The 16,402-nt window shown below is 66.1% G+C and carries 16 protein-coding genes; 12 read left to right on the top strand and 4 right to left on the bottom strand.

Annotated features, from left to right (window positions below):
* Nucleotides 1-67 precede the first annotated feature (67 nt).
* On the bottom strand, nt 68-1,051 hold the full coding sequence (locus tag ROP_RS35345; RefSeq protein ID WP_015890780.1) for a TIGR03857 family LLM class F420-dependent oxidoreductase: 984 nt from the start codon (nt 1,049-1,051) through the stop codon (nt 68-70).
* Nucleotides 1,052-1,282: 231 nt separating this feature from the next.
* On the opposite strand from ROP_RS35345, the gene ROP_RS35340 reads away from it, so the two are divergent.
* From ROP_RS35340 to ROP_RS35320, 5 genes are all read left to right on the top strand, one after another.
* Nucleotides 1,283-2,398, top strand: a complete 1,116-nt coding sequence (locus ROP_RS35340) for a phosphotransferase family protein (RefSeq protein WP_015890779.1) — start codon at nt 1,283-1,285, stop codon at nt 2,396-2,398.
* Nucleotides 2,395-2,844 carry an FAS1-like dehydratase domain-containing protein gene (locus tag ROP_RS35335; protein ID WP_015890778.1) on the top strand — a complete coding sequence of 150 codons (450 nt, stop codon included), beginning with the start codon at nt 2,395-2,397 and terminating at the stop codon, nt 2,842-2,844. Before ROP_RS35340 ends, ROP_RS35335 begins: the two co-directional genes overlap by 4 nt.
* A complete protein-coding gene (locus tag ROP_RS35330) occupies nt 2,841-3,263 on the top strand; it encodes a MaoC/PaaZ C-terminal domain-containing protein (protein WP_009472400.1) in 423 nt (140 codons plus the stop codon). Before ROP_RS35335 ends, ROP_RS35330 begins: the two co-directional genes overlap by 4 nt.
* Before the next feature lie 66 nt (nt 3,264-3,329).
* Entirely contained in the window at nt 3,330-4,658 is a 1,329-nt protein-coding gene (locus tag ROP_RS35325; RefSeq protein ID WP_015890777.1) for a TetR/AcrR family transcriptional regulator, read from the top strand.
* A 214-nt stretch (nt 4,659-4,872) separates the two neighbouring features.
* The gene (locus ROP_RS35320; RefSeq protein ID WP_005573077.1) at nt 4,873-5,643 is read left to right on the top strand and encodes an SDR family NAD(P)-dependent oxidoreductase; all 771 of its coding nucleotides are present in this window, start codon (nt 4,873-4,875) and stop codon (nt 5,641-5,643) included.
* A gap of 120 nt (nt 5,644-5,763) precedes the next feature.
* On the opposite strand, the gene ROP_RS35315 is transcribed toward ROP_RS35320, so the two are convergent.
* Genes ROP_RS35315 through ROP_RS35305 form a run of 3 tightly spaced genes read right to left on the bottom strand, consistent with a single transcriptional unit; the run spans nt 5,764 to nt 10,008 of the window.
* Nucleotides 5,764-6,627, bottom strand: a complete 864-nt coding sequence (locus tag ROP_RS35315) for a patatin-like phospholipase family protein (RefSeq protein WP_015890776.1) — start codon at nt 6,625-6,627, stop codon at nt 5,764-5,766.
* Between the two features lie 16 nt (nt 6,628-6,643).
* The gene (locus tag ROP_RS35310) at nt 6,644-7,828 is read right to left on the bottom strand and encodes a CaiB/BaiF CoA transferase family protein (RefSeq protein ID WP_015890775.1); all 1,185 of its coding nucleotides are present in this window, start codon (nt 7,826-7,828) and stop codon (nt 6,644-6,646) included.
* Between the two features lie 26 nt (nt 7,829-7,854).
* The gene (locus tag ROP_RS35305; RefSeq protein WP_015890774.1) at nt 7,855-10,008 is read right to left on the bottom strand and encodes an acyl-CoA dehydrogenase; all 2,154 of its coding nucleotides are present in this window, start codon (nt 10,006-10,008) and stop codon (nt 7,855-7,857) included.
* 304 nt (nt 10,009-10,312) lie between these two features.
* Between ROP_RS35305 and fdxA the strand changes: the two genes are divergently transcribed.
* Genes fdxA through ROP_RS35270 form a run of 7 tightly spaced genes read left to right on the top strand, consistent with a single transcriptional unit; the run spans nt 10,313 to nt 16,363 of the window.
* Nucleotides 10,313-10,636: a ferredoxin gene (gene fdxA / locus ROP_RS35300; RefSeq protein ID WP_005573081.1), complete on the top strand. Its 324-nt coding sequence runs from the start codon at nt 10,313-10,315 to the stop codon at nt 10,634-10,636.
* A 36-nt stretch (nt 10,637-10,672) separates the two neighbouring features.
* Nucleotides 10,673-12,205, top strand: a complete 1,533-nt coding sequence (locus tag ROP_RS35295) for a class I adenylate-forming enzyme family protein (protein ID WP_015890773.1) — start codon at nt 10,673-10,675, stop codon at nt 12,203-12,205.
* Nucleotides 12,206-12,264: 59 nt separating this feature from the next.
* On the top strand, nt 12,265-12,570 hold the full coding sequence (locus ROP_RS35290) for a hypothetical protein (RefSeq protein WP_015890772.1): 306 nt from the start codon (nt 12,265-12,267) through the stop codon (nt 12,568-12,570).
* 46 nt (nt 12,571-12,616) lie between these two features.
* The gene (locus ROP_RS35285; protein ID WP_015890771.1) at nt 12,617-13,714 is read left to right on the top strand and encodes a CaiB/BaiF CoA transferase family protein; all 1,098 of its coding nucleotides are present in this window, start codon (nt 12,617-12,619) and stop codon (nt 13,712-13,714) included.
* 24 nt (nt 13,715-13,738) lie between these two features.
* Nucleotides 13,739-14,806 (top strand): CaiB/BaiF CoA transferase family protein, encoded by a 1,068-nt coding sequence (locus tag ROP_RS35280; protein WP_043826031.1) that lies wholly within the window; start codon nt 13,739-13,741, stop codon nt 14,804-14,806.
* 43 nt (nt 14,807-14,849) lie between these two features.
* Nucleotides 14,850-15,665 (top strand): crotonase/enoyl-CoA hydratase family protein, encoded by an 816-nt coding sequence (locus ROP_RS35275; RefSeq protein ID WP_015890769.1) that lies wholly within the window; start codon nt 14,850-14,852, stop codon nt 15,663-15,665.
* Nucleotides 15,666-15,670: 5 nt separating this feature from the next.
* Nucleotides 15,671-16,363, top strand: coding sequence for an SDR family NAD(P)-dependent oxidoreductase (locus ROP_RS35270; protein ID WP_043777198.1), 693 nt, complete (start codon nt 15,671-15,673; stop codon nt 16,361-16,363).
* The last annotated feature ends 39 nt before the right edge of the window (nt 16,364-16,402 follow it).

Raw genomic sequence — 16,402 nt, 5'->3', positions numbered from 1 at the left:
GTAAACCTCGGGTAGCGCGTATAGACATCTAATTCTGGCAGTAATGTCACGTTAGAGCAAGGTCGATTCAGGCGCGGTCCACGACTTCGCCCAATTGGTCCGGCGTGCTGCCGTGCAAAACCAACTCGTCTGCGCCCGCCTCGCGATACCTGTCGAACATCGACCGGCACTCGCTCGGCGAACCGAGCGCTGCCGCGCCTCGAACCCATTCGGCGGGCAGAAACTCCGCCGCTTCCGTCAGCTGCGCGCGAGTGCGGACCGAATCCGCCGCGCCCTTCACACCGGCGAGCTGTGGGTGGGCGCGGAGGGCTGCCAGTAGGTCAGGGTCCCACCCATTCACCTTCGCAAGCTGCTCCCCGAAGGTCGGGATCTGGTAGTAGGTGACGGCGCGCCCGCCGACGACCGCAGCTTCCTCGTCCGCCTCCAGGCCGGATGCGACCACCACAGTCGCGTAGATCCGCACAGAGTCCGGGTCACGGCCAGCATCGACGGCGGCAGCCCTGACCGCCTCGGCCGATCGCCGGACGGCATCAGGTGTGAGGAAGGGATGCAACAGAACTCCGTCGAAGTGGCGGCCGGCGAGCTCGAGCCCCTTCGGGCCGATCGCAGCAAAGACGAGCGGAGGAACAGGCTGGTCAGGGATGTCGTTGAGGCGAAGAGCGGGGTAGACGCCCGCAGGCCCGTCGTAGGTGACCTTCTCGCCGCGGCACAGTCGACGGAAGATGTCGGCGGCGTCGACCAGGGACCGATTCGTGGATTTGGGGAGGCCGACAGCGCTCCACATCCGGTCGACCGAACGGCCGACTCCGATCATGATCCGGCCGTCGGAGAGACCCTGTGCCGTCATCGCCAGCGAAGCCAGCATCGCGGGATGCCGAGATTGCAGATGGGTCACGCCGGCCGCGATCTTGATCGTGCTCGTGACCTGACTGAACGCTCCGGCAAGCACGCCGAAGTCCTTGGTTCCCCACCGCTCGCTCAGCCACAGCGTGTCCAAGCCGAGCCGTTCGGCTTCGACTGCCTGGGCGATGGCGGGCCGGGGGTCGGGCACCCGGCCGGGGAGGGCATACGCACCGAGACCGAGCCGATCGCGGACCGCTACGGGAGCCCCACGGGGGACCGCGCCGGGCCCGGGGGTGGATTTCTCATCATTCATGGGCCTATTCTGACAGTATTGGTCACATAATGAAATGGTCGTGAACGACGGACCAGCCGTCGTGCCGGATCTCCCCGTCACGACAACCGGCACGACGACTCGAAGTAGAAGCATGGAGGGACCCACGTGGCCTACACGGCAACAAGAGGCGAACTGGAGGGCGACGTGCGCGACGTCCTCGCGCGATGGCTACCCCCGCGACTGGTTCCCGAGACGCACAGCGACTTCGAGATATCGGAGTTCTCCGCTCCCGACGCGGGATATTCCGGCAAGACGGTGTTCTTCACCGCGTCCTGGTCGGATATCCACGGCGTCCGCCGGCGTGCCGACCTCGTGCTGCGCATGCAGGCGTCGGACCACCAGTTGTTCGTGGAGCCCGATGCCGTCCGGCAGGCGGAAGTGATGCACCGACTCGGTCGCCACCCCGGCGTCGGCACCCCGGACATCGTCCTGATCGAACCGGACCCGAGGGTTCTCGGCGCGCCCTTTTACCTCATGAGGAGGGTGCACGGCCGCACTCCTTCCGACGTCCCGAGCTGGCACAAGCGCGGCTGGACGGTGGAACTCACCGAATCTGAACGGGAAACGCTCTGCGACAACGCGATCAGAGCACTCGTCGCTGTGCACCGGATAGCCGACGAGAACGATCTCGCATATCTCCGGAACGGTTCCGGCACTACGGGGGGTACGGCACTTCACCGCTATCTCGACCGCCTTCGCGAATGGTACGCATGGTGCCGCGGCGATCTGGTCGTGGGTTCGGACGTCCTCGCGGAAGCGCTCGCCGAGCTTCTCGACCACGCGCCCGAAACGGACGCCGAGGTACCGGTCTGGGGTGACGCACGCGTCGGGAACATGTCCTTCGCCGACGATCTCTCCGTTGCCGCGCTGTTCGACTGGGAGACGGCCACCACCGGGCCACCCGACATCGACCTGGGCTGGTGGCTGATGTTCGAGCGGTACCTGTGCGAGGCTCTGGGCTTCACCCGGCTGCCGGGAGTACCCGACGACGACGAGACCGTTCGTCGCTACGTGGAATTCGGCGGGCGACCCACCGGGGACATCACCTACTACACGATGCTCGCCGCGTTCGTGCTGGCACTGATCACGAACCGACTGGCGCTGCTCCTCGCTCGCGACGGCCTGGACGAAGCGACGGCACGAACCTATCCGACTACCGCTGTCGAGCTCACTCGGCAGTATCTCGCCGACCACATCGCCAGAAGGAGCACGACATCATGACGATCCCGTCGACCGAACCCGCGCCGAAGGGCGCTGTCAGCCAGGAGTGGGAGATGTTCGTCGAGCGTGGCAAAATTCGCGAGTTCGCCACCGCCATGCAATCGGACAATCCCGACTACGCCGGCGCCGACGCGATCGTCCCGCCGACCTTTCTCATCACAGCGGCGCAGTGGGCTCCGCCGGGAGTGCGGTTGACTCTGGGGTTCGAGCGCAAGCGCCTCCTGCACGGCGAGCAGGAGTACATCTTCCACGGTGCGCTCCCCACCGCCGGAGACCGACTGCTCGCCAGGGAAAGGGTGGTCGACCGATTCGAGAAGCCCGGCAAGAAAGGCGGCCTGATGAGGTTCGCCGTGATCGCGACCGAATTCCACTCCCCCGAAGGCGAACTGATCGCCGAAGCGCGCGGAACCTTCATCGAGACCGCCGCCAAAGAAGGTGCCAAATGACGACGACAGCTCCGCTCGTGGTCGGCGCGCAGGCCGAACCGCGCCAGTTCGGTCCGCTGACCACCCAGATGTTCGTGCGGTACTCCGGCGCGTCGGGAGATCTCAACCCGATGCACTACGACGACGTGTTGGCTCGCGCCGCGGGAAACCCGTCCGTGTTCTCTCAGGGAATGCACCAGAGTGCTTTGCTGGCAACCTTCGCCACCGACTGGCTCGGTGCCCGAAATGTCCGGAGATTTGGTGTCCGATTCCGCGAGCAGGTGTGGCCCGGAGACATTTTGACGTGTACCGGAGAGATCACGGGCATCGATACGGCGCCCGATGGAACGAAAGTCGCCACCGTCGCCCTGACCTGCACCCGCCAGACGGGCGGAATCGCCATCAGCGGTACCGCGGAATTCGGTGTTACCGATGCGTAGTAATTCCGGCCACTCCCCTGTCCTCGTCCTCGCAATCTGCCTCGACTCCCCATAGACTGTCCACTGATGTCAGAAAATTCGATCACCCGCCGAGCAAGTTACGGCCCGTCGAGCCCCGAAGTGGGCAGTCGGGGCGCAAGCACGCGCAACAAGATCGTGGAAGTGTCACTGGATCTCTTCGCCGAGGTCGGCTTCTTCAACACCTCGGTGGAGGCGATCGCCAAAGCCGCGGACATTTCCCGTGCCACGCTCTACCAGTACTTCCCCGGCAAGGACGAGATCTTCCTCGAACTCCTCGAAGAGTGCGGCCGTGCGCTGTTCCGCGTCGCGCGCCGCATCGGCCCCCTGGGCCCCACCGAGGTGGGGTTCGACAACCTCAACTGGTGGCTGGGCGAGTGGAGCTGGGTCTTCGACAAGTATTCGACGATGTTCGTGCAGTGGACGCAGGTCGCCGCGTCCGACACCGCAGTGAGGCCGGAGATCACCCGGTTCATCGAGGGCTACAACAAGCGGATCTCCGAACGCTTGGCCACATCGGGAATCGAGGGCATCGATCCTGACGCGGGTGCCATGATGATGACCGCAGTCGTCCACCGGATGAACCTCTTCATCCACACCGGACGGGCCTACGGTCGCGACACCCAGTCCGTCGTCGACGCCGTGTCCGTCTTCATTCAGTTGGTACTGTTCCCCGAAACCCCGCCCGAGGTCCTCAACAGCCTCTCGTTGCGCACGTCGGGCACCGGGTCGATCGACATGCCCGAGCCCCCGAACACCCAGGGCCTGTCCACCCAGGACCGCGTGGCAGGCCTCAGCAAGCGAGCGGTGAAGACCGTCGAGACCCTGGTCGAAGCAGGTGCGATCCAGTTCCGCGAAAAGGGGTACCACCGCACGAGCGTCGACGACATCGTCGAGCAGGCTGGATTCGCGCGTGGAACGTTCTACAAGTACTTCAGCGAGAAACAGGATCTGCTCGTGGCGCTGAGCGTGGAGGCCACCGGGTGCGCGATCGAACAGGCCGAGCGGGTCCGGAAGATCGATCCGATGGCAGAGGACGACACCGACTTGCGAGAATGGCTGGTGGGGTTTTCGCAGTACACCACTCGATACGCGGGATCGATCGACGTCTGGTCCGAGCGCAACAGTGGGAACGACATGGTGGTGGACCTGGGCACCTACGGGCAGGCACGCATGGACGACGCCCTCCTGGCGGTGGTGACGAGCCGCAAGCGCGACTACCCGTTCGACCCGGTCATGGCGGCCTTGATCTTCCGCGCTCTCGTCGGCCGGGTGCCGCAAGCGTCGCAGGAGCTTCCCGAACCACTGTCGCAGGACGACTTCGTGTCGCTGCTCGTGGCGTGCATCAAGCGCGGGTTCTTCAGCCACGCCGCCTGATAATCATCTGACCGTCGATGGACGGTTCGAGCCCTATCGCATGGCGCGGTAGGGCTCGAACCGTCTATGCACCAGTCGCTTTCGCACTCGCGCGCGGGATCGGACATCTACCCCTCCACGCTATTGAACTTTTCTGACAATTGTGTCATTTTTGAATGAGTGCACCAGTCAACGGCTCGCGGCTCGTTTCGTGGCCAGGAGAGGAACAACGAAGATGGACATCAGCAACGCGTCCGCGCTCGTCACGGGCGGAGCGGGAGGCCTCGGAGAGGCCACCGTACGTCAGCTCGCAGCTGCCGGAACCTCGGTGATCGTCGCCGACCTCAACGACGAGCGCGGTAAAGCACTGGAAGCCGAACTCGGCGAGAAGGTTCGGTACGTCAGCACCGACGTACTCGATGAAGCCAGCGTCGTCGCAGCCCTCGCCGCAGCAAACGAGCTCGCTCCGCTCCGCATCGTCGTCAACGCTCACGGCGGCGGCGCCGGGGCCTCACGGGTGGTCGGACGGGACGGCGAGCCCGCCTCGTTCGAGCAGTTCCAGTGGTACGTCAACCTTTTCCTCAACGGCACGTTCAACGTGCTTCGCCTGGGCGCGGCAGCCATGGCCAAGAACGACGCCGACGAGAACGGCAGCCGTGGCGTCATCGTCAACACCGCGAGCATTGCGGCATTCGAGGGCCAGATCGGACAGACCGCCTACTCCGCCGCCAAGGGCGGCGTAGTAGGTCTGACCCTGCCGGCTGCTCGTGACCTCACCAAGTTCGGTATCCGCGTGATGGCCATCGCGCCGGGCACCTTCTTCACACCCGCGTTCAAGATGGAACGCGAAGAAGCCGAGAAGTTCTGGGGTTCGAATGTTCCGTTCCCGAACCGCATGGGCAGCCCGTCCGAGTACGCCGGCCTCGTGCAACACATCGCGGAAAACGACTACCTCAACGGCGAGGTCATCCGGATCGACGGTGCGCTGCGTTTCCAGCCGAAGTAGACGCCAAGGCCTCTCAGCCGGCCCGTCGAACGCCGCGACCCGCCATGGGAACGACACCGTAGCGAGTGTCGAGCCCATGGCGGGTCTCTTCGTGGTCGTCTGCGTTTCGGAGCGTTCCCGTCAGGGAACGACGCCGAGAAACTCGCCCAGCTGCGCGGCTGCTCGCCGGCCCTGATCGCGCCCGGCGAGTGCAGCCGGAGCTCGAGTCGAGGGCGCCAACGGGTTCGTCCCGAATGCCCCGACCGCGGCAGCGTCGGCAAAAACGGGAAGCACGTCGGAACCGGTCATCGACGTGATCTCGGTGAGCAGACTCCCTCCGAGCAGATAGGGACCGGGCTCGGGTGCGGGAACAAGGACTACGACTCGTCCGCACACTCCCGCCAAGAACGCGTTGGCGGCACTTTCCACACCACCGTCCATGAACTTGCGTCCGTCGATCGTCACCGGCGGCCAGATTCCCGGTACCGCACAGCTCGCGGCCACGGCGTCGACGAGCGAGACACCGTGACCTTGCTGGAAGACGACGAGCTCACCGGTCGACGCGTCGATTGCGGTGATACTCAGCGCCCGCTCCGGCCATTCGTGCGAGGGAAGCCGAGACTCGATGACTGCCCTGCGCGTCTCCTCACTCACTGTGGTGGCCCGGAGCGCCGCCGCCCCGATGCGGCGTAACCGTTCCCCGGGCGAGGCGTCCTCGTCGCCGAGTCCCTCCGCGAAGACCGCCATCAGCTGCTCGAGGTCGACGCCGGGATCGATCTCGGTGGTCTCCGCCGCGAGTTGCGTGTGGAACAGATCGCTCAGGCCGACGCCACTGGAGATCTGGGCCGCGACGGTGGCACCGGCCGAGGTGCCGACGAGATGTGTGGAATCCAGCAACGCCCGAGCCACGTGCTCCGACTCGTCCTGCACTCCGAGGAGGAAGCCCAGTTCCCACGCAATGCCTGCGACTCCTCCGCCCGCCAGGACCAGCGCCAGATCTTCCACGTGAAACTCCCTCTCGTCAGATGATCGCCTTCGACCTCAGGTGTGCGATGTCGGTGCCGGACCGTCCGAGTCCGGTGAGGATCGCGGCCGAGTGCTCCCCGACCGCCGGGACCGGATCCATCCGTGGTTCGACGCCCGTGAACGACGCCGGCGGCACGAGTGCCTGGATAGTCCCGCGCGGCGTCGCGACATCTCGCCATCGCTTGCGCTCGGACAGTACCGGGTGCGCCCAGAGCTCGCCGACCGTGTTCATCCGCGCGTTCGCGATCGACGCCTCCTCCAGTCGCCCGGCGAGTCGGTCTGCGGTGAAACCCTCGATGGCTTGGGTGATGATCTGCTCCAACACCTCTCGGTTGGCCACTCGGTCGGGATTGGTGGCGAACCGAGGGTCGGTGACGAGGTGGGGCTGCGCCAGTATCTCGACGCACAGCCGCTCCCATTCACGTTGATTCTGGATCGCGAGGAGCACCCGTTCTCCGTCACCTGCCGTGAACGGCCCGTACGGTGCGATCGTCGCATGCCGAGCACCGGTGCGCCGGGGACTCTCGCCGCCGTACTGCGCGTAGTACGCCGGTGACCCCATCCACTCGGCCAGCGCGTCGAACAACGACACACTGACCGAGCGCACTCGGCCCGACACCGCCCGCGTGTACAGGGAGGCAAGGATTCCCGAGTAGGCGAAACTTCCTGCTGCGATGTCGGCGACCGAGATTCCGGCCTTCGCGACCTCGTTCGGCGACCCGGTGATGGACAGCAGCCCTGCCTCCGCCTGGACCAGGAGGTCGTAGGCCTTGCGCGTACCCCACGGTCCGTCGGCACCGTAACCCGAGATGTCGCAGACGATCAGCGACGGGAAGCGGGCGGCGAGATCTTCCGCGCCCAGGCCCATGCGGCCGGTGGCTCCCGGTCCCAGGTTCTGTACGAAGACATCTGCCGTCGCGAGAAGCTCGAACAGGATCTCCCTGCCTTCGTCGGCCTTGAGATCGAGTGACAGCGATTCCTTGGACCGGTTGAGCCAGACGAAGTAACTCGACTGCCCATGAACCGACACGTCGTAGCCGCGGGCGAAATCCCCGTCGCCGGGTCGCTCGACCTTGATGACGCGGGCTCCCAAATCTGCCAGTTGGCGCGTCGCGAACGGTGCCGCCACAGCCTGTTCCAGACTGACCACGGTGACACCCGCGAGGGGAAGGTCATTCACGTGCAATTCCTTTCGTCCGTCATCGCTCAGCGGACCAGTGGATCGCGCGGTAGCCCCAGGATCCGTTCGGCGATGGTGTTGCGCATGATTTCCGACGTTCCACCCGCGATCGTCAGGCAACGGGTGAAGAGGTAGGGGTAGGAGACGTCCGGAACCTCACCCATCACCGCCGCCGGTCCGACCAGAGTCATGCCGAGGTTGGTGATGCGCTGGGAGTGTTCGGCTTTGACGAGTTTGGTGACGTTGGCCTCGGGACCGGGACCGGCACCGGCGATCGCCCGGGCGGCCTGGCGGAGGTTGAGCAGACGCAGCGTGTGCTCCTCCGCGAGGATCTCCCCCACCTCGTGCTCCGCGCTTTCCCTGGCACCGGGAGACCCGTCGAGCAGCTTGACCAGTTCCTTCCCGGTGAACGCGATGGAACCACTGCCGCCACCGATGGAGACGCGTTCGTTGCCGAGCGTCGCACGGGCTACCTTCCAGCCCTCTCCCTCGCCCCCGACCACATCGGTGTCCGGCACGAAGACGTCGTCGAAGAACACCTCGTTGAACAGCGCGTCTCCGGTGATCTCCCGCAGCGGGCGGATCTCGACTCCCGGTGAGTCCAGCCGGATCGCCATCATCGTCACGCCGGCGTGCTTAGAGGCCTGCGGATCCGTCCGGACCGTGGCCAGGCCCCACTCGCAACCGAGCGCGGCACTCGTCCACACCTTCTGTCCCGTGACACGCCACCCCCCGTCGACGCGTTTGCCCGCCGTGCGAACCGCGGCCGCGTCGGACCCCGCACCCGGCTCGCTGAACAACTGGCACCAGTTGGTCTGCCCACGGAGGACGGGGTCGATCCACCGGCTCTTCTGCTCGTCCGTCCCGACCTGGGAGATCGTGAGGTTGACCCAGCCGGTGATTCCGAGATCGGGTAGATCGATGCCCGCGAATTCCTCCTCGATGACCAGCTGCTCCACCACTCCGGCTTCCCGGCCCCAGGGCTTCCGCCAGTGCGGAACGAGGTAGCCGCTGTCCACCAGATAGTCACGCTGCTCCCCCTCGGGCAGCGCCTTGTAGTGGGCCACCGCGGCACCGGCCTGCTCGCGGAACGTCCGTGCTTCCGCCGGCAGTTCGAAGGACGCACCGTGTGCTTCCCCGGCGCGGAACGCCTCGACGACGTCGACCAGCGGGTCTCGCCCGTCCGCCACTACGGCCGCCACGGTGTCCGCTCGACGCAGGTAGAGGTGCGCGTCGTGCTCCCAGGTGAATCCGATACCACCGTGCAGTTGGATGTTGAGCCGGGCCGCTTTCACCTGGGCCCGGGCGGCGTGTGAGGCCGCGACCGCGGCGGCGAACCAGGCGCTCTCCACATCTCCGGCGCGCGCCGCGTCCCAGGTGGCGGCCACGGTCATCTCGATGTCGATCAGCATGTTCGCGCAATGATGCTTCACTGCCTGGAAGGTGCCGACCGGTCGCCCGAACTGCTCGCGGGTCTTCACGTAGTCGGTGGCGGTCTCGAGGCAGGCCATCGCGCTTCCCACGGCCTCGGCGGCGACGAGGATGCGGAAATACGTGACCGCGGCGCGCGCTGCGCCCTTCAGGATGCGCTCGGCGGGAATCGCAGCACCGTCGACCGTGACGTTGCCGATCGTCCGAGTCGTGTCCAAGCCCGCTCGCGTCGACACCGACACACCGGCCTCGCCGGGTTCGACCACCACGACGTCATCTCCCGCGACCAGCACGAGCACAGCGGCCTGGGGCGCGCCGATCACCGCGCGGCTCTCGCCGGTGAGGCCACCGTCCGAATCGAGCGTCAACCCCGGCGACAGGCCGACGGCGCCGATCGCCGAACCGTCTGCCAGTCCCGGAAGCCACCGAGCCTGAACCGATTCGGGTGCGCTGTGCGCCAGGATCGCCGAGGCCGTCACCGTCGGAAGGAACGGCCCCGGGGCCAGTTCGTGCCCGAGGGCCTCCAATACCACCGTCAATTCGGGGAGACCGAAGCCCGACCCCCCGTGTTCTTCGGGCAGGTGCAGTCCGAACCAGCCGAGCCCTGCCGTCGCGGACCAGAACGCGGGAAGGTCCGCGCCGGTGCCGTCGAGAGTCCGACGTGCAGCCTCCCGCACGTTCCCCCGCGCGAGATGGGACGCGGCCACGTCGGCCAGTTCCTTGTGTTCTTCCGAGATCGCCAACGCCATGGCGGAGTACCTTTCGATTGAGTGGAACGGCAACGTAGCCGCGTCGGAGCTGCAGGATCTCGATGTGACCTGAGCTGTCAGATAGAAGAGTATCCAATGATCCCGCCGCACAACAGAGCCGATCGCGAATAACCGATGTTCCCCGTCGACATTATGCGGATAGCGCGCATATCCCCAGGCCGCACCCTTCCTTGGGCCGACTCGGGACCGACTTCAAAATTTCATAGACAAGATGTCAGAAGATGGCATATGGTTCTGGACAAGTTGAGTTAGGCCATCGTCAGAGCTAGGAGTCCGACCCGCCGTGCCGTACGTAATTGCCGAACCCTGCGTCGATGTACTGGACAAAGCCTGCATCGAAGAATGCCCCGTCGACTGCATCTACGAGGGCGGACGGATGATGTACATCCATCCCGACGAGTGCGTCGACTGCGGAGCCTGTGAACCGGTCTGCCCCGTCGAGGCCATCTTCTTCGACGACGACCTGCCTGATCAATGGTCCGGATACGTCAGTTCCAACGCGGAGTTCTTCGACGAACTCGGCTCTCCCGGCAGTGCCGCGAAGACCGGGCGAACCGAGAACGATCCCCCATCGATCGCAGCCCTGCCAGCCAAGGACCCCCACTGACGGTTCCCTCGACACTCACCTGATCGGAAGACAACCATGAGCATCTCGCTGATCCTGGAGATGGCGATCTCCGGCAACCCGGACCGCACCGCGATCACCGTCGGTGACGGTTCGCTCACCTACCAGGAGTTCGGCCGGCTCGTCGCGGGCGCGGGAAGCGCCGTGATCGAGTCGGGCGCGCGCAACGTCGTGTTCCTCGGGGGCTCCGGACTCGAACTTCCCGCGCTGCTCTTCGCCTCCGCCTACGCCGGTGTCCCGTTCACCCCCGTCAATTACCGGCTCGGTGCAGCGCAGTTGCAGCAGTTGATCGCGAGAGTCGACGACGCACTCGTCGTCGTCGACCCGGTCTACCTCGCACCGGTCGCGGACGACGACGCCACCCGCGTCGTCACCACCGACGACTTCTTCGCCCGCGCCGAGGAGCTGGCCTCGGATCCGGTACCGCCCGCGGACGTCGACCCGGACGCACCGGCGATCGTGTTGTTCACGAGCGGTACCACCTCCGCCCCCAAGGGCGTCGTGCTCCGGCACAGCCATCTGCTGAGCTACGTGATGGGGACCGTCGAGTTCGCCTCCGCCGAGGAGACGGACGGCGCGCTCATCAGCGTTCCGCCCTACCACGTCGCAGGCATGGGCACGATTGTGACCAACTTCTACGCGGGCCGGAAAATGATTTACCTCCCGCAGTTCGACGCCGCGGACTGGGTCGAACTCGCGCGCACCGCGAAGGCCACGTCGGCGATGGTCGTCCCGACGATGCTCGACCGCATCGTGGATCACCTCGGCGGCAGTGATGCCGACGTCCCCACGCTGCGGTCACTGTCCTACGGAGGTGCGCGCATGCCGCGCCCCACATTGGAAGCCGCCCTCCGCGCGTTCCCGAACGTCGGTTTCGTCAATGCTTACGGGCTCACCGAGACCAGCTCCACGATCGCCCTGCTCGGCCCGGAGGATCACCGCGCCGCACTGGAATCCGAAGATCCTGCGGTCCGCGCCCGGCTCGGATCGATCGGCCGGCCGGTGCCCGGGATCGAGGTCGAGATCAGAGATGCCTACGACAAGCCGGTCGCACCGGGTGACGAAGGCGAACTGTGGGTCCGCGGACCTCAGGTGTCCGGCGAATACATGGGTAGCGGTTCGGTACTCGACGCCGACGGTTGGTTCCCCACCCGGGATCTGGCGTTCGAGGACGTCGAGGGTTTCCTCTTCGTGGTGGGTCGCAACGACGACACGATCATCCGCGGCGGCGAGAACATCGCGCCGGCGGAGATCGAGGACGTCCTGGTGGAGCACCCACGGGTGCGCTCGGTGGTGGTCGTCGGCATCCCGGACGACCACTGGGGTCAGGCCATCGTCGCGACGGTGGTTCCCGTGCCCGGCAAGGTCCCCGACGCGGAGGAGCTTCGACAGTTCGTGCGCGCCCGTCTGCGCGGTTCCCGGACTCCCGATCGGATCGTCTACCGCAGCGAACTGCCCACCACCCTAACCGGGAAGATCCTGCGCAAGGACATCGTCGCGGAGATCGTCGCGGGCGTCATCGACTGCGAACCTCAGAAGTCCGCCGTCTAGCCGTCCACCCTCGGCCCGGGGAGCACCGGGCCGAATACCACAGCAAGAGAGGGATTCCCATGTTGAAGACCGGAGCACGACTGCGCAGCCAGGTGTGTAGCACCGAGGTCATCGTCGTCCGGGGCGGGAGCGGTGACGTCGCCCTGACGTGCGGCGGGCAGCCGATGATCGATCCTGCCGGATCGCCGGCGGAAGGACTCACACCGGCCGGGGATCTCGCCGGGGGCACCACGATCGGCAAGCGTTACACGGATGCCGCCAATACCGTCGAGGTCCTCGCCACCAAGAGCGGCGAGGGAAGCCTGGCTCTGGGTGACGAAGTGCTCGCGCTCAAGAGCGCCAAGCCCCTTCCGTCGAGTGACTGACCGGGTCGCCGACCGCACTTCACACCACCTCGACCCAGGAGCAGCCGTGCCCACCGAAGACGTCGGCAGCGGTCCCCTGGCGGGTATCCGCGTACTGGAACTCGCCGGAATGGGACCCGGACCGCATGCTGCAATGCTTCTAGCAGACCTCGGAGCCGACGTGGTTCGAGTTCAGCGCGCCGGCGGTCTGCCGGCACCCGATCGCACGGCGAGCCAGCAACTACGCGGACGCACCATTGTCGAAGCGGACCTCAAACGTCCCGAGGACGTCGCCATGGTCCTCGGCCTTCTCGACCGAGCCGACGTTCTCGTCGAGGGATTCCGACCCGGAGTGACCGAACGTATGGGGCTCGGACCGGAAGAGGCCCTCACCCGCAATCCACGCCTGATCTACGGTCGGGTCACCGGGTGGGGGCAGAGCGGACCACGCGCGTTGCAGGCCGGCCACGACCTCAACTACATCTCGGTGACCGGATTGCTCCACGCCGTCGGCCGAAAGGACGAACGCCCGGTTCCACCGCTGAATCTGTTCGGCGACTTCGGTGGTGGGTCGATGTTCCTCGTCGTCGGGGTACTCGCTGCTCTCGTGGAACGTCAACTGTCGGGCTGGGGACAGGTGGTCGACGCGGCGATGGTCAACGGCGCCCCCGCGCTCGCCCATCTGCTGTGGTCGATGCGCGGCACCGGTCAGTGGTCGAACGACCGGGGCACCAACGTCTTCGACGGATCCGCACCCTTCTACGACACCTACGAGTGTTCCGACGGTAAGTACGTCGCGGTCGGTGCGCTCGAGCCCCAGTTCTACGCAGAGCTACTGCGTGTTCTCGACATCGATCCGGCGACGCTGGGGCATCAGCGTGATGTCGAGGGCTGGCCCCTCGTGCGCAAGCTGTTCACCGAGAAATTCGCGTCGCGCACTCGCGACGAGTGGGCAGCGCAGTTCGCCGACGTGGATGCCTGCGTCACACCGGTATTGGACTTCGACGAGGCCGCACGGGACCCGCAGATGATGGACCGGAGAGTCTTCACCGACCTCGACGGTGTCCTGCAGCCCGCACCGGCACCAGCGTTCTCGCGTACCCCGACGGCCACACCGACGGCCCCCTCGCGGGTAGCGGTTCCGGCGAACACTGTGTGGAGCTGATCGAGGGTGAGCAGGAGCGGACCCTTGATCGGGCTGCGGGTCGTCGAGCTGGCGAACATCGGACCGAGCACCCACGCCGCGATGGTTCTCGCCGATCTCGGTGCCGACGTCGTCCGCGTCCAACGCCCCGGTCTTCTCCCCGAGGACCACACCAGCGCCGAGCACTTGCACCGCGGAAAGCGGGTCGTGGAGGTCGATCTCAAAGATACTCGAGAAGCCGCCGACGTCCCCGCCCTCGCGTCCGGTGCGGACGTCCTCGTCGAGGGTTTCCGTCCCGGCGTCGTCGAACGCCTCGGATTGGGGCCGGCGATCGTGCTCGAACACGTGTCCTCCCTGGTGTACGCCCGCGTCACCGGATGGGGTCAGGACGGCCCCCGAGCCGACAAGGCCGGACACGACATCAATTTCATCGCACCGACGAGTATCCTCCACTCGATCGGCAGGGGCCAGGAGCGGCCCGTGCCACCACTCAACATGGTGGCCGGGTTTGCTGGTGGGTCCATGTTCATGGTCACCGGGATCCTCTCGGCCCTCTGGGAGAGACAGCGATCCGGACTCGGTCAGGTGGTCGACGTCTCCGCTGCCGAGGGGGCGGCGGTCCTGACCCAGCACGCGTGGTCGATGCGGGGGCAGGGAAGGTGGTCGGACGAGCGCGGCGCGAACCTCGTCGACGGTAGCTGCCCGTTCTGGGACACATACGAGTGCTCGGACGGCCACTATATGGCGGTCGGTGCGTTCGAACCACAGTTCTACGACAGGTTGATCGCCGTTCTGGGGCTCGACCCGAACACCCTTCCGGACCGCGACGACCGCAGTCGATGGCCCGAGCTCCGCGTCCTGTTGGCAGCGAGGTTCACCACCCGCAGCAGGGCCGAGTGGGCGGCCGCTTTCGCCGACGTGGACGCGTGCGTCACCCCCGTATCGAGCTTCGCCGAGGCCCCCACCGATCCTCATTTCTCCACCCGCGGGTCCTTCGTGGAGATCGACGGCGTCGTGCAACCCATGCCGGCGCCCCGCTTCTCGCGGACACCGCCGTCTACACCGACCTCCCCACCACGGGAGGCCTCGGACCTCGATCGGGTGTCGGTATGACCTGCGCCCACCGAACTCATCTCCCCACTGCAAAGGACACAGTATGACCGTCACGGAATCCACCACGTCCACCACTCCCCCGGCGCTCGTCGAAATGCGTGGCCACACGATGTTGATCACGTTGAACCGTCCGGAGGCGCGCAATGCGGTCAACGCCGACATGTGTATCCGGGTGGGCGACGCCCTCGAGGAAGCGGAAGCCGACCCGAACGTCCGCGTCGTGGTGCTCACCGGCGCGGGCGACAGGGCGTTCTGCGCGGGGGCCGACCTCAAGGCGCTCGCTCGCGGTGAAAGCGTCATTCCAGCGGGCCGCGAAGCCTGGGGGCTCGCGGGCTACGTCGGCCACGCCATCAGCAAGCCGACCATCGCTGCGGTCAATGGGCCCGCGCTCGGTGGTGGAACCGAATTGGTCCTCGCGAGTGATCTCGCCGTCGCAGCCGACACGGCGACGTTCGGACTCCCCGAAGTCAAGCGGGGCCTGATCGCAGGTGCCGGTGGTGCCTTCCGTCTCCCCGCCAAGCTGCCCGCCACGGTCGCGATGGAACTCCTCCTCACCGGTGAACCGGTGACGGCCCGGCAGGCACTCGAATTTCATCTGGTCAATCGGGTCGTACCTGCCGAGCGTGTGCTGGACACGGCGCTCGCACTCGCCGAACAGATCGGGTCGAACGCCCCGCTGGCCGTGCAGGCACACAAGCGGATTGCCCTCGCACAGCGAGCGAACGGTGACCGTCCCGACGAGCACGCAGGCTGGTCGATGACGTCCGACGAACTACCGCGGATCGCCACGTCGGAGGATGCCAAGGAAGGACCCCGCGCATTCGCCGAGAAGCGTGCGCCGGTATGGAAAGGACAGTGAAGGACATGGCACGCACAGCTCTGGTGACCGGGGGAACCGGTGGCCTCGGGTCGTCGGTCACCACTCACCTCCTGATGGCCGGATGGCGGGTGGTGGTCCCGTGGATCAACCGTGACGAACTCGGCCGCCTTCCCGAGCATCCCAATCTGCAGTTGGTGCGCACCGATCTCGCCGACGAGGACGACCTCGAGAACGTCGTCGCCATCGCCGGTGACGACGCGGATCGGCCCCTTTTCGGCGTCGTCAACCTCGTCGGGGGTTTCACTTCGGGGACGCGGGTGCACGAAACGCCGGTGGCGACACTCGACGCACAGCTGAACCTCAATGTCCGGACCGCGTACACGGTGACCCAGTCCGCGCTCCCACACTTGATTCGGGGGGGTGGAGGTTCCGTGATCTGCATGTCCGCCGCCGCGACACGTCGACCGTTTCCCGGTGCGGCGTCGTACATCGCGTCGAAGGCTGCCGTGGTGGCACTTGTCGAGACTCTTGCACTCGAGTACATCGACGACCACATCCGAGTCAACGCGCTGTTGCCGTTCGTCATAGACACTCCAGGAAACCGTTCCGCCATGCCCGACTCGGACCGTAAGGGGTGGTCGAAGCCGACGGAGATTGCGAAGGTCGTCGACTTCCTGTTGTCGGACAACGGTTCCGCGATCACCGGAGGTTCGATACCGGTCACAAGCGTCGACTAGCTTCTGTCTGTTTCAGTGACGTTAGAGCGGCGGGTTCAA

The sequence above is a fragment of the Rhodococcus opacus B4 genome (genome assembly GCF_000010805.1).
Classification (GTDB): Bacteria; Actinomycetota; Actinomycetes; order Mycobacteriales; family Mycobacteriaceae; genus Rhodococcus_F; species Rhodococcus_F opacus_C.
Note: the sequence above shows the minus strand (reverse complement) of the source record. Positions and strands in the feature narration are given on the sequence as shown.

Coding starts and splice junctions, on each gene's coding strand:
- ROP_RS35335 (WP_015890778.1), top strand. CDS start 2,395: ATGACGATCCCGTCGACCGAACCCGCGCCGAAGGGCGCTGTCAGCCAG.
- ROP_RS35330 (WP_009472400.1), top strand. CDS start 2,841: ATGACGACGACAGCTCCGCTCGTGGTCGGCGCGCAGGCCGAACCGCGC.
- ROP_RS35325 (WP_015890777.1), top strand. CDS start 3,330: ATGTCAGAAAATTCGATCACCCGCCGAGCAAGTTACGGCCCGTCGAGC.
- ROP_RS35320 (WP_005573077.1), top strand. CDS start 4,873: ATGGACATCAGCAACGCGTCCGCGCTCGTCACGGGCGGAGCGGGAGGC.
- ROP_RS35305 (WP_015890774.1), bottom strand. CDS start 10,008: ATGGCGTTGGCGATCTCGGAAGAACACAAGGAACTGGCCGACGTGGCC.
- ROP_RS35295 (WP_015890773.1), top strand. CDS start 10,673: ATGAGCATCTCGCTGATCCTGGAGATGGCGATCTCCGGCAACCCGGAC.
- ROP_RS35290 (WP_015890772.1), top strand. CDS start 12,265: ATGTTGAAGACCGGAGCACGACTGCGCAGCCAGGTGTGTAGCACCGAG.
- ROP_RS35275 (WP_015890769.1), top strand. CDS start 14,850: ATGACCGTCACGGAATCCACCACGTCCACCACTCCCCCGGCGCTCGTC.
- ROP_RS35270 (WP_043777198.1), top strand. CDS start 15,671: ATGGCACGCACAGCTCTGGTGACCGGGGGAACCGGTGGCCTCGGGTCG.